The 15285-nt window shown below is 68.7% G+C and carries 9 protein-coding genes and 1 tRNA gene; 4 read left to right on the forward strand and 6 right to left on the reverse strand.

Annotated elements, in window-relative coordinates:
• Nucleotides 1-78: 78 nt before the first annotated feature.
• Complete coding sequence (locus tag AB0B90_RS25195; RefSeq protein WP_362925067.1) at nt 79-3720, forward strand: CARDB domain-containing protein; 3642 nt, start codon at nt 79-81, stop codon at nt 3718-3720.
• An 88-nt stretch (nt 3721-3808) separates the two neighbouring features.
• Here the strand turns inward: AB0B90_RS25195 and AB0B90_RS25200 are convergent, their stop codons facing one another.
• From AB0B90_RS25200 to AB0B90_RS25220, 5 genes are all read right to left on the reverse strand, one after another.
• Nucleotides 3809-5329: a condensation domain-containing protein gene (locus tag AB0B90_RS25200; protein ID WP_350945871.1), complete on the reverse strand. Its 1521-nt coding sequence runs from the start codon at nt 5327-5329 to the stop codon at nt 3809-3811.
• A gap of 449 nt (nt 5330-5778) precedes the next feature.
• Nucleotides 5779-7122 carry a cellulose binding domain-containing protein gene (locus AB0B90_RS25205; protein WP_362925070.1) on the reverse strand — a complete coding sequence of 448 codons (1344 nt, stop codon included), beginning with the start codon at nt 7120-7122 and terminating at the stop codon, nt 5779-5781.
• Between the two features lie 573 nt (nt 7123-7695).
• Nucleotides 7696-7768: transfer RNA gene (locus AB0B90_RS25210), tRNA-Ala, on the reverse strand.
• Between the two features lie 148 nt (nt 7769-7916).
• On the reverse strand, nt 7917-9443 hold the full coding sequence (locus tag AB0B90_RS25215) for a von Willebrand factor type A domain-containing protein (protein WP_350945869.1): 1527 nt from the start codon (nt 9441-9443) through the stop codon (nt 7917-7919).
• A gap of 99 nt (nt 9444-9542) precedes the next feature.
• Nucleotides 9543-10076 carry a TIGR03086 family metal-binding protein gene (locus AB0B90_RS25220; RefSeq protein WP_362925072.1) on the reverse strand — a complete coding sequence of 178 codons (534 nt, stop codon included), beginning with the start codon at nt 10074-10076 and terminating at the stop codon, nt 9543-9545.
• A gap of 65 nt (nt 10077-10141) precedes the next feature.
• Between AB0B90_RS25220 and AB0B90_RS25225 the strand changes: the two genes are divergently transcribed.
• Nucleotides 10142-11914, forward strand: coding sequence for an asparagine synthase-related protein (locus AB0B90_RS25225; RefSeq protein WP_350945867.1), 1773 nt, complete (start codon nt 10142-10144; stop codon nt 11912-11914).
• Nucleotides 11911-12696: an AraC family transcriptional regulator gene (locus AB0B90_RS25230; protein ID WP_350945866.1), complete on the forward strand. Its 786-nt coding sequence runs from the start codon at nt 11911-11913 to the stop codon at nt 12694-12696. Before AB0B90_RS25225 ends, AB0B90_RS25230 begins: the two co-directional genes overlap by 4 nt.
• A gap of 2 nt (nt 12697-12698) precedes the next feature.
• Here AB0B90_RS25230 and AB0B90_RS25235 read toward each other — a convergent pair whose 3' ends face one another.
• Nucleotides 12699-13178: a rhodanese-like domain-containing protein gene (locus tag AB0B90_RS25235; protein ID WP_362925075.1), complete on the reverse strand. Its 480-nt coding sequence runs from the start codon at nt 13176-13178 to the stop codon at nt 12699-12701.
• A 175-nt stretch (nt 13179-13353) separates the two neighbouring features.
• On the opposite strand from AB0B90_RS25235, the gene AB0B90_RS25240 reads away from it, so the two are divergent.
• Nucleotides 13354-14427, forward strand: coding sequence for a helix-turn-helix domain-containing protein (locus tag AB0B90_RS25240; RefSeq protein ID WP_362925077.1), 1074 nt, complete (start codon nt 13354-13356; stop codon nt 14425-14427).
• The last annotated feature ends 858 nt before the right edge of the window (nt 14428-15285 follow it).

Consider the following 15285-nt stretch of genomic DNA (forward strand, 5'->3'; position numbering starts at 1 on the left):
CCCCCCATTACGTGTGCGGTGAAGGTCCCACCTTCACGCCTCGGCCCCGCCGTGCCCGACGAGAGAAGAAGAAGGCGAATGAGAATGCTGCACAGACCGTTACGACGGGTGGCGACCATGGTCGTCACCGGCTTACTCCTCGTCGTGGGGTCGGTCGTCCCGGCCTCCGCCGCGGCCGGCCCCAATCTGTCGCCGGGCAAGGCGACCCTGGCGAGCGGCTCCACGGGCGGCTACCCGGTGTCCGCCGTCAACGACGGAAACCCGGACACCTACTGGGAGAGTCCCAACAACAGCTTCCCGCAGTGGGCGCGAATCGACCTCGGCACCGCCACGAGCGTCGACCGGATCGTGCTGAAGGTGCCCCCCGCGGCCGCCTGGCAGACCCGTACCCAGACGCTCTCGATCCAGGGCGGCGCCGACGGCAACACCTTCAGCACGGTCGTGGCCTCGGCGAACCACACGTTCAACCCGGCGACCGGCAACACGGTCACGATCGACTTCGGTGCCGCGACCCACCGGTACTGGCGCGTCGCCATCACCGCGAACACCGGCTGGCCCGCAGCGCAGATCTCCGAATTCGAGATCTACGGCACCGCCGGCGGCGGCGACACCCAGCGCCCGACGGCCCCCGGCAACCTCGCCTTCACCCAGCCGGCCACCGGCCAGATCAGGCTGACCTGGAACGCCTCCACCGACAACGTGGGCGTCACCGGATACGACGTCTACGCCGACAACCAACTGCGGGGCAGCGTCGGCAACGTACTGACCTACACCGACAACCAGCCGGCGTCGGCGACCGTGACGTACTTCGTGCGGGCCAAGGACGCGGCGGGCAACCAGTCGGCCAACAGCAACTCCGTGACCCGCGAGGGCACCGGCACCCCGGGATCCAACCTGGCGATCGGCAAGGAGATGGCCGAGTCCGGCCACGTGCACTCGTTCGTCGCCGCGAACGCGAACGACAACAACCTCGCCACCTACTGGGAGGCCGACTCCGGCGCGTTCCCGAACACGCTCACCGCCAAGCTCGGCGCCAACGCGAACGTCAGCTCGGTGGTGCTGAAGCTCAACCCCGACTCCGCGTGGGGGACCCGCACGCAGAACATCCAGATCCTGGGCCGCGAGCAGAACGCCACGGGCTACACCAGCCTGGTCTCCGCGCAGAACCACACCTTCAACCCGGCCTCCGGCAACTCGGTGACGATCCCCCTCAACGCCACCGTCGCCGACGTCCAGCTGAGGTTCACCGCCAACAGCGGCGCGCCCGGCGGGCAGGTCGCCGAGTTCCAGATCTTCGGCGTCCCCGCGCCGAACCCCGACCTCACGGTCACGAACCTCTCGTGGACCCCGGCGTCCCCGAACGAGACCAGCGCGATCACCCTGTCGGCCACGGTCAGGAACGTGGGCACCGCGCCCTCCCCTGCCGACAGCGTGAACCTCAACCTCGACGGCACCCCGGTCGCGACCGTCGCCGTCCCCGCCCTCCCCGTCAACGGCACCGCCACGGTGACCCACGACATCGGCACCCGCGGCGAGGGAAGTTACACGGTCAACGCCAGGGTGGATCCGGACAACTCGGTCTTCGAGCAGAACGAGGACAACAACACCCTCACCGCGTCGTCGCCGCTGGTGGTCTCGCAGGCTCCCGGGCCCGACCTGCAGGTGCTCGGCGTCACCTCCAACCCGCCGAACCCGGCCGTCGGAGCGCCGGTCACGTTCACCGTGGCGGTGAAGAACCGGGGAACCACCGCGACGGGCGCGACCACGGTCACCCGGGTGACGGTGGGAGGCACCACGCTCAACGCCAACACCGCGTCGATCGCCGCGGGCGCGACGGTCAACGTGGCCGTGAACGGCAGCTGGACCGCCACCGCCGGCGGCGCCACCGTCACCGCGACCGCCGACGCGACCAACGCCGTCGCCGAGACCAACGAGAACAACAACACGTTCTCGCTGTCGATCGTGGTCGGGCGCGGTGCGGCCGTCCCATGGGTCGAGTACGAGGCCGAATCCGCCGACTACCAGGGCACCCTGCTGGAGACCGACCCGCTGCGCACCTTCGGGCACACCAACTTCGCCACCGAGTCCTCGGGCCGCAAGTCGGTACGGCTGAACAGCACGGGTCAGTTCGTCGAGTTCACCTCGACCAACCCCTCCAACTCGATCGTGGTCCGCAACTCCATCCCCGACGCACCGGGCGGCGGCGGCATCGAGGCGACCATCAGCCTCTACGTCAACGGCACCTTCTCCAGGAAGCTCACCCTCTCCTCACGCCACAGCTGGCTGTACGGGAACACCGACGGCCCCGAGTCACTGTCGAACACCCCCCAGGCCGACGCCCGGCGGTTGTTCGACGAGTCGCACGCGCTGCTCTCGCAGACCTACCCGGCCGGCACCAAATTCCGGTTGCAGCGTGACGCGACCGACACGGCCGCGTTCTACGTCATCGACCTGATCGACCTGGAGCAGGTGGCGCCTCCGGCGAGCCGACCGGCCGAATGCACCTCGATCACCGACTACGGCGCGGTGCCCAACGACGGGCTCGACGACACGGCCGCCATCCAGCGGGCGGTGACCGACGACCAGAACGGCGTCATCGGCTGCGTGTGGATCCCGGCGGGACAGTGGCGGCAGGAGCAGAAGATCCTCACCGACGACCCGCTGAACCGTGGGCAGTGGAACCAGGTGGGCATCAAGAACGTCACGATCCGCGGCGCGGGCATGTGGCACTCCCAGCTGTACACCCTGACCGAACCGCAGGACGTGGTGGGCGGCATCAACCACCCGCACGAGGGCAACTTCGGCTTCGACATCGACAGCAACACCCAGATCTCCGACATCGCCATCTTCGGATCCGGCCGCATTCGCGGCGGAGACGGCAACGACGAGGGCGGGGTGGGCCTGAACGGCCGGTTCGGCGAGAACACCAAGATCACAAACGTGTGGATCGAGCACGCCAACGTGGGCGCCTGGGTCGGCCGCGACTACGACAACATCCCCGCCCTGTGGGGGCCGGGCGACAACCTGCTGTTCAGCGGCATGCGCATCCGCAACACCTACGCCGACGGCATCAACTTCACCAACGGCACACGGAACTCGCGAGTGTTCAACTCCTCGTTCCGCAACACCGGCGACGACGCCCTCGCGATCTGGGCCAACCAGGCGGTGAAGGACCGGGTCGTCGACAACACGCACGACAACCACTTCGTCAACAACACCATCCAGCTGCCCTGGCGGGCGAACGGCATCGCGGTCTACGGCGGTTACAACAACTCGATCGAGAACAACCTGATCTACGACACCATGAACTACCCGGGCATCATGCTGGCGACCGACCACAGCCCCCTGCCCTTCTCGGGGACCACGTTGATCGCCAACAACGGGCTCTACCGCACGGGTGGCGCCTTCTGGAACGAGGACCAGGAGTTCGGGGCGATCACGTTGTTCCCGCAGGGCGGTGACATCACCGGTGTCACCATCCGCGACACCGAGATCCGCGACTCGACCTACGACGGCATCCAGTTCAAGACGGGCGGTGGCAACATGCCGAACGTCGCGATCACCAATGTGAGGATCGACAGGTCCAACAACGGGGCCGGCATCCTCGCCATGAGCGGCGCTCGCGGTAACGCGACGCTGACGAACGTGACCATAACCAACTCGGCCACCGGCGACATCGTGCGACAGCCGGGGACGACCTTCGTGATCACCGGCAACTGACCCCTCAGGTCCGGCAGGTGAGGAGGACCGGTCATGCGGTGTGCTCCCCGGGAAGAACATCGGGGAACACGCTCATGGCCGGTCTTCCTCAGCCGACGGCCCGCACGTAGTCGCCGGGGGCGACGACACCGTGGCGCCCCTCGCGCAGGACCACCTCGACCACCGCCCTGGCGGCGGCGGAGGGGTCGGTGTCCCGCCCGACCCGCGCGATCAGCCCGTCGCCGACGGCCTCGATCCGCGCGACACCGGGGCCGAGGGCGAGATCCACCGCGGCCTGGACACCGGAGAGATCGACCCAGCACGAACGGGCACGCACCCAGCCCGGCCCCCGTTGCGCAGGGGGGATCCCGAAGTCCGCCGGATCGACGTCGCCGTCGGCGGCGGCGACGATGAGCCGTTCGACTCCGCCGAGGATGCCTGCGGTCTCGTCGGCGGTGGCCAGGCGGGCATCGAGAGCGAGCCCGCAGCCGAGCTTGCCGTCCAGCCGGTAGATGTCGAACTCCGCGGGGGCGCCGAACACGCGATCGCCCATGCCGGGTTCCACCCCGGCCCTCGGCAGGATCGTATGAACGTGGCCGCTCGTGTTGTTGACGACCACGTCGCGGTGACAGCGCATACCGCGGGCCCGTTCCGCCGCGCCCATCGTCTCGTCCAGTCGGACCGGGTCGTATCGGCCATACCTGTAAGCCGTCAGGGCGGCGGCGTTCGTCCGCCGGACCGACCCGAGGAACGAGGCCGAGGCACTGAAAGGAATGATCGTGTCCTGGGCGAGCGTTCCGACGTAGTCACGCGACTCCGGGGAGAAACGGTTGCTGCACAGACAGTGCAGCTGACATTCCGGGTCTTGGGTCCAGCCTGTCAGAAGCGCCGCGAACGCGGCCATCACCACCGCCGACGGCTGCGCGCCCGTCTTCGCCGCGACCTGGACCACCGCCTCCGCGGCGACCTGGGAGCCCAGCAGCACGTGATGATGGCCGCGCGCGTCGGGAAAGCGGAAGGGCAGACCGAGCGAGCACAACGGTCTTTCCGCCAGCTGACGGGCCCAGTATCCGGTCGACCCCTCCAGCTGGCGCCGCCCGGCCGGGGTGAGCTCGTAGGTGGCACGGTCGGCGGGATGGTGCGTGGCGGGAGGAAGCGGTCGATCCGCCAGCAGCGCGGCGAGTTCGGCGCGCAGAATCGTCATCGCCGACAGGTCCGCCGCCACGTGCGACACGTGCAGGACGACCAGGAACGGAGATCCCGATCGGGTCACCACAGTCGCCCTCACCGGGAGGTCGACGGCGGGATCGAAAGCCCCGCCCGGCAGGAACCAGTCCTGGTGAGTGCCCGTGGCCTCGACCACCTTGGCGATGAGCGTCCCCGACGCGCGCACGAACTGCTCACCGTCCCGCAGCAGGGTCCGCAGTGCCTCCTGGCGACCGATCAGCGCGCCCAGCGCCGCACCGACCGCGTCCATGGTGCTTCCCCGGGGCACCCGCACCATCGTCGACAGGATGTCGGCCGGCCCCGGCAGGTCCGGGCTGATCCAGCCCAGCACATTCCTCTGACCGGTCGTTATGGGCCATCGGCCCGATCGGGAGCCGGAGAAGCGGACTTTCAGGTCATTCATCTCCGGCCACTACCGGTCATCGCGGTCCTCCTCACCGGGGGACCGCACAAAAAAACCGCATGAAATCCCGCGCGTATTCCCCGGCGTGTGTTCCTGCCGAAGGTGGTCGTCCCGGCGAGTCGACCCGCCGCGTCGACGGTTTCCGCCACGGCCGAACGGCTTGTTCAAGCCCTCTCCTTCGCACCCGCCACGTTGGCGTCGAGACACACCAATATGGCACTCGACCAAATTTCTGGTCGAGTGCCATATTGAGGGTCGTCGCCGATCGGTTCGCTCCCGATATCGGTGAAAGAATGCTAAGGAGCGCCATTGGGAGCGTCAAGACGGTGAGCGGTATTCGATTTTTTCTCTTTTCCGCCCCGGGCCGTGCCCCCTCCGGCTCCGCCCTGCGGATCGAGGACACGGTCCGGGGCGGGCATGACACCCCGGGAAATCGGCTTCACGGCCGTTCAGAGGTTGATCTTTCCTGCTCCCGCACCGGAGGTGACGATGGACTTGACGGCGGACGCTCCATCAAGGCCGTAGGAATACGGGATGGAGGCCACCGAACCACCCTGCTGCCCGCTGCCGGAACCGGTCAGATGGTTGTTGCGGGCCACCAGGGTGCCGGGGCCCGACGCGGCCTCGCCCAGGTGGTAGGGGTCGGGGACGTTCTCGAAGTAGTTGCCCTCGACCAGCACACCGGCGCCCTGAGTGGAGGCGACCCCGTATCCCCTGACGTTGGAGTAGTAGTTGTTGTAGACGTGCACGGGGTTGCCGAAGCGCACCCGGGGGTTGCGCTGGTTGGTGCCGTCGAGCCAGTTGTGGTGGTAGGTCACGCGCAGGTGACCCCTGTCCTCGGAGCCGTTGTCGTCGCTGTGCCCGAGCAGCATGGCCTTGTCATGGCTGTACAGGCGGTTCCACGACACGGTGACGTAGTCGCTGGCGCGCTTGATGTCGATGGCGCCGTCGTAACCGTTGGACAGCGTGTTGTGGTCGATCCAGACCCGGGTCGAGTACTGGACGTTGATCGCGTCGTCGTCCCAGTTCCTGAAGGTCAGGTTCCGGATGATCACGTTGGACGCGTTGGAGACGTTCAGGCCACAGCCGACGATCGTCGCTCCGGAGTTACCGATGATCGTCTTGTTGGAGCCGATCCTCAGCATGCCCGAGCAGGAGATCGTACCCGACACCCGGATCACGGCCGCGCCCGTCCCCGAGGCGGCGCTCGTCAGGGCCGACGCGCTCGTCACCGTGGTGGCGGCCGCGCTGCCGCCACCGGTCGTGCCTCCCCCCTGGGTCGCCCAGCCGACCAGACCGGTGGTGTTGGGCGGCGGAGGCGTCGGAGTGGGGGTGGGGGTGGGGTTCGGCGACGGCGGATTGGTGACCGAACCGGTGCACGCGACCCCGTTGAGAGTGAAGGAGGTGGGCACCGGGTTGGATCCGCTCCAACTGCCGTTGAAGCCGATCGTGGTGGCGGCACCGGTCGCCAGAGCGCCGTTGTAGGCGACGTTCGCGGCTGTCACCGTGCTGCCGCTCTGGGAGAAGGTCGCGTTCCAGCCCTGCGTCACACTCTGTCCGGCCGTAAACGACCATTTCAACTGCCAGCCGTTGAGCGGATCTCCCAGATTGGTGATCGTGACGCTCGCGCCGAACCCGTCGCCCCACTGGGAGGCCACCGAGTAGGCGACCTGGCAGCCGGGCGCCGCGGAGACCGACGCGGCGGAGGCCGGCGCCGCGAGCAGGCCCGCCGCCAGGCAGAGGATTCCCGCCGCGCTCCTGAGGATCGCCGGTCCTCGTTGTCGCAAGATCATGTTCTTGCCTCCCTACTGGGCGCAGGACCGGAGCCGAACGCCCTGAACCCCCAGGTCATTCATATGGTTTCGGTGAGCCAAGTTCACTTAACCCGTTAAGTCAAGGAATCCGTTCCGGGCCGGATCCGACCAATCCCCCCGGCCCGGAAACACCACATCTCAACCAAAGGCGCACGACGCCCGCCTTCGACGTCTTCTGGCTGCTCGGAAGGGGAAGGTCATCCCATTGCCGACCGTTCGAGACGGTCGTCGAGGCCCCTGCGGTTCGCTCTCAGACCTCGCCCGCGCACGAAATCCCGAAGAAACTTTCATAACCGCCACGGGGCCACGTGAATTAGTTCAGAGCGTGGACAAATTTTCAGGAACGAGCCGGTGGCGACGCCGTACGGAATACCCAAGAAGCGTCGCCGTCCCTTAATCACTCACGTGCCGTCGCGATGATTTCCCGCTCCACGGCTCATCCGAAGCCCGGCCGGCGATCGCGGGACCCGGAAACGACGAGATCCCGTCCGATCATTTGATCGGACGGGATCTCGTCGGCCGTCACTGAGCCGACTCAGAAACGATCAGAGGTGGAGCTATGGGGATTCGAACCCCAGACCTCCTCCATGCCATGGAGGCGCGCTACCAGCTGCGCCATAGCCCCTCGTCGACGCCTCCGGGCCTGACCCGGCGACCACGCCAGTGTATAGGAGATCACCCCTCACCCTGTAACCGGCGTAACCGGCGCGGGCCGCCCACGAGGCCGACTCACGAGGAGCCGGCCCACTCGATCATGGAGTGCCCACGCACGCCTATCGGAGCGACGCGGCCTTCTCTATCAGTTCGGCGAGCTCGGTCACCGCGCGGTCCTCGGTGGAGGCGGCCAGGCGGGTGGCGTGGGCGGCGAGATCACCGGGCGTGGCTCCGGCGATCCCCTCCCCGGTGCGGAGATACTCGGCGAAGCCCGCTGCCACCACGTCGACCTGGAACCTCGGCGTGGGCCCCTCCCACGGCGAGTTCGCCAGATCGCCCGCCGCGAGGGAGCGAGAGGCTTCCGCCGGGTCGCGGGTGTCGGGATCCTGCCAGCGCACGGTGGCGGTGGCCAGCTGTCCCGACGACCCGCCGCGCAGCCGGAGCTCGTACAGGGCCGTCACCGAGTGGCCGGGGCCGATCTCTCCGCCGTCCTTGGTGTCGTCACGGAAGTCCTCGGTCGCGAGCCGCCGGTTCTCATAGCCGATGAGGCGGTAGGACTCCACGGCCGAGGGGTTGAACACGACCTGCGCCTTGGCGTCGCGGGCGCGCAGGTCGATGTTGGTGGCGAGCTGCTCGACGAAGACCTTGCGCGCGTCGTCGACGGAACCGACGTAGACCGCGGCGCCGTCGCCGTTGTCGGCGAGCCGCTCCATCAGCTCGTCACCGTAGTCGCGGCCGACGCCGACGCACAGCAGGGTGATCTTCTTGGCCGCGGCATCCTCGACCCGGTCGAGGATGCCGCGCCAGGTGGTGTCGCCGACGTTGGTCAGGCCGTCGGAGAGCAGGATGACGCGGTTGACGGCCACCGCCCTGAAGCTCGCCGCAGCCTCGGCGTATCCGCTGGTCAGCCCCGCCTCCAGGTTCGTGGACTGCTGGATGGCGAGGCGTTCGACGGCGGCGTGGAGCCTCTCCTTGTCGGTCGCGGGGGTCATGGAGAGGACGACGTCCGCCTCGTCGCTGAAGGCCACGAGGGAGATCTGGTCGCCGGGTCCGAGCTGGTCGACGAGCTTGTGCAGGGCGTCCCTCACCAGGTCGAGCCTGCCCGGCTCGCCCATCGAGCCGGACACGTCCACCACGAAGGTGAGGTTCGCCGGCCGCCGGGCCTGCGCGCTCGCCTTCCGGGTCTGCAGGCCGACGCGGAGCAGCGCGGTGCCGTTTCCCGGGGTGCGGGCGCCGTCCATGTGCACGGTGAAACCGTCGTCCTCGGGTTCCGCGTAGTCCTGGGCGAAGGAGTTGACGAACTCCTCCGGCCTCACCTGGCCCGCCTCCGGCAACCTGCCCTCGGCGAGGATCCGTTTGCTGTAGCCGTACGACGCGGTGTCCACATCGAGGGCGAAGGTCGAGATCTGTTCGGCGGAGGTGTCGCGCCTTCGGGTGGCCTCGCTTTCGGGAGTGGCCCGGGCCTCGGACTCGGTTCCCTCAGAGCTCTGATCTCCGGCCTCGGGGGCGGCGTCCGAGGGCATGGACGGGACCGCCCTTCCGGATTCCGGCACCGGCTCGCTGCCGGATCCACCGCAGGCGGCGGCGAACATCAGGGCGAGCAGCGCGAGCACGGCGAGGACGATGGTGAGCGGACGTGACTTCATGTCGCCTCCTGGGGATGCGTGTCATCCCCTACGACGACTCCTCTGCGCGGTCCGCCGGGAGCTTGACCCAAGCGAGCGCCAACCGTGTTCGGCGCGTGATCAGGGTTTCCAGGCCGGGTCCCGTCCGCTGAGCCCGAGCGCCCGCTCGAACGGCGAGGCGTCGCTCGCCACGGGCACCTCCTCCCCGAAGACTCCCAGGCGCCGTCCCTGCGGCGCCATCCCCTCGACGAAGGCGGCCACGGCCTCGCCGGTCGCGGCGTCCACCGTGTACTCCTGACCGGTGGCCCTGGCCAGGTCCCAGCCATGGATCACCGTGTCGCCCAGCACCATCTGGAGCACCATGGCCATGGGCATCCCCATCGTGGAACTGGTGCCCTCGGTCACCCCGGGTTCCGACCAGGCGGCGAGCAGCGCGGCGGCCCTGTCCGCGAAAGGGGCGTGGTCGGCGTCCTGCGACGGCGGCTGCTCGCGGCGGGCCAGTGCCTCGAACATCGCGGCCGTCCAGGCCAGGTGGCCGAGCAGCTCCCGCACGTCGAAGCCGTCGCAGGGGGTGGGCAGGCCCAGCTGGTCGTCGCGGACGCCGCGGGCGACGGCCGCGGCGCCGGTGACGGCACGTGACAGCATCTCGTTCATGCCTGCCATGCTGTCGAGCCGAACTCACAGCTGTCTTGAAAAAACGCGTCATAGGATCCTGCAGCATGCGCGTATATCTCGGCCTCGCGGCCAAACACCCAGGAGCCGGAATACCCGAGACGATGCTGCACACCGTGAGAGGCGCGATCGAGAGCGCGTTCGCCGTACCGCCCGAGGTCATCGGATCCCGGGAGTGGCACCGTCCCGGGATCGCGGTGTTCTCATGGACCAACGAGCCCGACGACTCACGGCGTCCTCCCCTGCTGGAGACCGGCCACGACCGGGTGACCGGGGTGAACGGCTACCTGACCGCACCGGGTGACGTGAACCGGCTGGCGGCCATGCCGGTGCTGGACACCGAGGGGATCGGCGGGTGCTTCTCGGCGTTCCGGGCGACCGAGGACGAACTGTCCGCCGCCACCGCGGTCCACCGGATCTGCCCGGTCTACTACACCGAGACCCCCGACGTGCACGTGATCGGCAGCCGGGCGCTGCTCGTCCACCTCGCGGGCGGCGGCGAGCGCGTGGAGTGGGACGTGCTCGCGCTGCAGTCGATGGTCAGGCAGGGATACTTCCTGTCGGACGAGACCCCCTACCGAGGGGTGAGCACGCTGCCACCGTCCTCGTCGGTGACCGTCAGGAACGGCCGGCGCACGATCGTCACGACCCCGCTCCCCACGGCCGTGCCCGCGCCCGAGTCACGCAGGCAGAAGAAACACCTTGTCCGGGAGTTGGCCGAGGCGCTCCTGGCCACGGTGGAGCCGCTGCGCACGACCAGGGAGCCGGTGAACCTCGCCCTCACCGGCGGCAGGGACAGCCGCCTGATCGCCGCGGTGCTGCACGCGGCCGGCATCCCGCTGCGCGCGACCACCAACGGCCTGGACACCCATCCCGACGTGGTCATCGCCGGGAAGGTCGCCCGCGCGCTGCGCATCGAGCACACCGTCATCCCCCCGGCCCGTGTCGAGAAGAAGGACGCGATCGTCGTCGAGCATCCCCTCGCGCGGACCTACGAGACGTTGCGCGCCTGTGAGGGGATGACGTCGGCGTACGAGTCGATCGTCGGCTACCTCCCCTACAGCGCCAAACCCACCATGTCGGGGCAGAGCGGGGAGAGCCTTCGGGCCGGAAGCCTGCTGCTGCTCCAGACCGACCTGAGCGAGAAGGCGCTGCGCCGCCGGGTGGACGTGACCTTCCTGCGAGATCCCGCGCTGTTCACCGAGGAGGCCAACGAGCACGCCCGTGAGCTGGCCGAGCCCTGGCGAAAGCGGGCTCCGCTGGAGGCGCTCGACCACATGTACGTCTCCTACAAGGTCGGCCGCTGGCAGGCGGGGGCGCGGGCGGGCTCGCTGCGCAGAGGCGACCAGATCTGGCCGTTCTTCGACAACCGGGTGGTCCGCGCCGCGCTGGGTCTCGACCAGACCTGGCGGCTGTCGGAGGAGGTCATCTACGAGCTGCTCGGCATCCTGGCCCCGTCTCTGCGGAACATCCCGGTCGAGGGCAAGCCGTGGCGGTTCACCGCGGGGAAGCGTTACTACCCCTGGCAGCGCAGGCCGCCGGTGCTGACGGCGCCGAAGACCGGAGGGGGCGGCTGGAACTGGCGGACCAGTCCCGGCGCCGAGTTGACCGGCCTGATGCGCGACCACGTCCTCGGCCGCCTGGACCTGCTGTCTCCCATCGTCAAGCCCGACGAGGTACGCAAGCTGTTCGCCGAACCCGTCCTGAGGAAACCCACCCACGCCTGGCACCTCTACACGGTGGCCACCATGCTGGGGGGCGAGTATCCGGGCAAGGAACCGCAGGGTCTGCCGAAAATCCACATCCCCATCCCGTCGTGACGGGTACGCCCGCCGACGACACCCGGGGCATCCTGCACTTCGGGGCGGCCCGGTTCCGTTACGGGCGTCACGCGTGCCACCCGGCCCTGGCCCCCTTCGTCGAGCATCACTGGATCGTCCGCTGGGAGTTGGACGAACCGTACGAACAGCGGATCGTGTCCCATCCATCGGTGAACCTGGTCTTCCACGAGCACGGTTCCCACGTGGCAGGGGTCATCACCGGTGACTACCTGGAGGTCCTGACCGGCACCGGGGTCGTGGTCGGCACCCGCTTCCGGCCCGCCGGTTTCCGCCCCTTCCTCGGCGCCCCGCTGTCCACGATCACCGATCTCCGCGTCCCCGCCTCCCGGATCCTCGGGCCGGACGCCGACGCGGTGACCCCGGCCGTACTAGCTGCCTCCGACGAGGAGGCGGTACGGGCGCTGGAAGGGTTCCTGCTCACGCGGCTCCCCGTCCGCGACCCCGTCGCCGAGCGGGCGGCGGACCTCGTCGCGAGCGTGCTCACCGACCCGGCCATCGTCCGCGTCGGCGATCTGGCCGCCCTGCACGGGCTGAGTGTCCGGCACCTGCAGCGGCTGTTCAGCGACCACGTCGGGGTCTCCCCCAAATGGGTGATCCGCCGTTACCGCATCCACGAGGCCGCCGAGAGAGCCGGACCCGCAACCGACTGGTCGCGGCTCGCCGCCGATCTCGGCTACAGCGACCAGTCCCACTTCACCCGCGACTTCACCGGCGTCATCGGCATGCCGCCCACCGCGTACGTCCGCCGTCCGCCGAGGTGACGTCAGCAGACACAGGCGACGCCGGAGACCGGCGCGGTCAGGGCGTCGACGGAGCGGCGGGACACGCCCGCGACGGTCTCGACGGGGAAGCCCTCCCTGGCCCAGTACTCGAAGCCGCCGAGCATCTCCTTGACCGGGTAGCCGAGTCCGGCGAACTCCAGCGCGGCCCGGGTGGCGCCGTTGCACCCCGGCCCCCAGCAGTAGGTCACCACGGTCACCCCTGAGGGAACGACCGAGCGAGCGCGTTCGGCGATCAACGCGGTGGGCAGGTGAACGGCTCCCAGGACATGGCCCTGCTCCCAGCCCTCCCGGCTCCGGGAGTCGACCACGACGATGTCCGTGACACCGGCGGCCAGGTCGGCGGCGACGTCGGAGACGTCGGTCTCGAACGCCAGCCTGGCGGCGAAGTGCGCCAGCGCCTCGGCATTCCTCGCGGCCGGTACCGCGGTGACGGCGGAGGGGGAGGGAACGGGGACAGACATGGGCGGCCTTTCAGACAACGGTGACGGCGGCGAGGTCCGCGGTGGCGGAAGGTACCGGTCGCGGTGCCCGGCTCGGGAGATGGCACCGGGGGTGATGCCTGGCACGAACAATGGTGTCGGTCGGCAGATCGGTTCCAACAGTGGCACGAACGCCGCTTATCGTTAATATCTCGCCATGCTCATCCCTCCGCCGGCGTCCCACGCCACACCTCCCGCCGTGTCCGTGCTGGCCTTCGACGGCATGTCACCTTTCGAGCTTGGCTGCGTGGTCGAGATCTTCGGCATCGCCCGCCCTGAGTTGGAGGTGCCCTGGTACAGGCTGTCGGTCTGCGCCGAGACGCCCGCCGATCTGCGGGTCACGGGCGGGTTCACGATGCGGACCGAGCACGGGCTCGACGCGCTTGAGGCCGCGAGCACGGTGATCGTGCCCGGGGTCGCGAATGTCCACGGCGAGGTCTCCCCCGAGGTGGTCACGGCACTGCGGAGAGCCCATGACAGGGGCGCGCGGGTCGTGTCGATCTGCTCGGGCGCGTTCGCCCTCGCCGCGGCCGGACTACTGAACGGCAGGAGGGCGACGACCCACTGGAAGTACGCCGAGCTGCTCCAGCACAGGTTCCCGCGGGTCGAGGTCGATCCGGATGTGCTCTACGTGGACGGTGAGGACGTGCTGACCAGCGCGGGCAGCGCGGCAGGACTGGACCTGCTCATCCATCTGGTGCGCAAGGACTACGGGCCCGGCGTGGCCAACGAGGTCGCGCGAAGACTCGTCATCCCCCCGCACCGGGAGGGCGGACAGGCACAGTTCATCCAGACCGCGGTCCCTCACGTGGAGGACGGCGCCGCCGTGACCGCCGCGATGGCCTGGGCGTTGGAACACCTCGCGGAACCCATCACGATCGCCACCCTGGCGGAGGCCGCGCACATGTCCCCACGTACGTTCATCAGGCACTTCGGACGGCAGACCGGGACGAGTCCGTTGCGCTGGGTCATCTCTCAACGGGTCGCGGCCAGCCTGACGATGCTGGAGTCCACCTCCGTGCCGGTGGAGGACATCGCGTCCGCGGTGGGCTTCGACAGCACGGCGACCTTCCGCCATCACTTCACCCGGACGATGCGCACCTCCCCCTCGGCCTACCGGCGGGCCTTCCGTGCCCCAGCGTGGTCCGACCACACGAAACCGCATGGATCCGAGCGGCGGACCCGGGAGCAGGGTTCGGCCACGGAACCTTGGCGCGAAACAAACCCATAGCCTAATTTACGCTTTATGACATCATCGCCCACTTATCCGAACAATCGCAATAACGGCGACATTAACGCTCTATAAATATAATCAAAAGCCTGGAGCGCAAAGAAACGCGCACCCTCCATCAAGCTTCCATTCCAGCTTTGAAGCACACTTCTCCCGCCTATCTCCTGGGCGCCCCAAGAATGTCCGCGCGGCGTTTTCTCTCAACAGGAAGGGAGAAACAACGCACGTGTCTACTTTCATGAAACGGACCCTTGCGGGCGGCGCGCTCGCCGGGGCCGTCCTGCTTCTGCACTCCCCTGTCCCAGTTTCGGCCGATTCGCAACTTCAGATATCGGCGCAGGCTCGCCACGACGAAATCCAATCCGCCGGAAGCACGCAGGGGGACCCCTGCCCTGTGGTGCTTGCCAGCATTTGCACGAACTTCGTATCCCTGCCCACCGTGATCCGCAGCACGGATGCCACACCCACCGGAGCGATCATCCACAAGGGCCTGCTGCAGCCCACCGCAAGCGATGCGATTTACATCCCGCTGTGCAGGTGGCTGGGGCTGCCCATCTTCCTCTGCCGAATTCCTGAAGGGACTCAGGGCCCAGCAGGTCCAGCAGGTCCAGCAGGTCCCAGGGGCCCGGTGGGCCCGGTGGGCCCTCGAGGCTACACAGGTCCAGCTGGCCCAGCGGGCGCCGATGGCGCACCGGGACCCGAGGGACCGGCAGGACCCGCAGGCGCCGATGGCGCACCCGGACCCGAAGGACCACCCGGACCCGCAGGACCCGCAGGCGCCGATGGCGCACCCGGACCCGAAGGACCACCCGGACCCGCAGGACCCGCAGGCGCCGATGGCGCACCCGGACCCGAAGG

Source organism: Streptosporangium sp. NPDC049078, from assembly GCF_040648855.1.
GTDB lineage: Bacteria > Actinomycetota > Actinomycetes > Streptosporangiales > Streptosporangiaceae > Streptosporangium.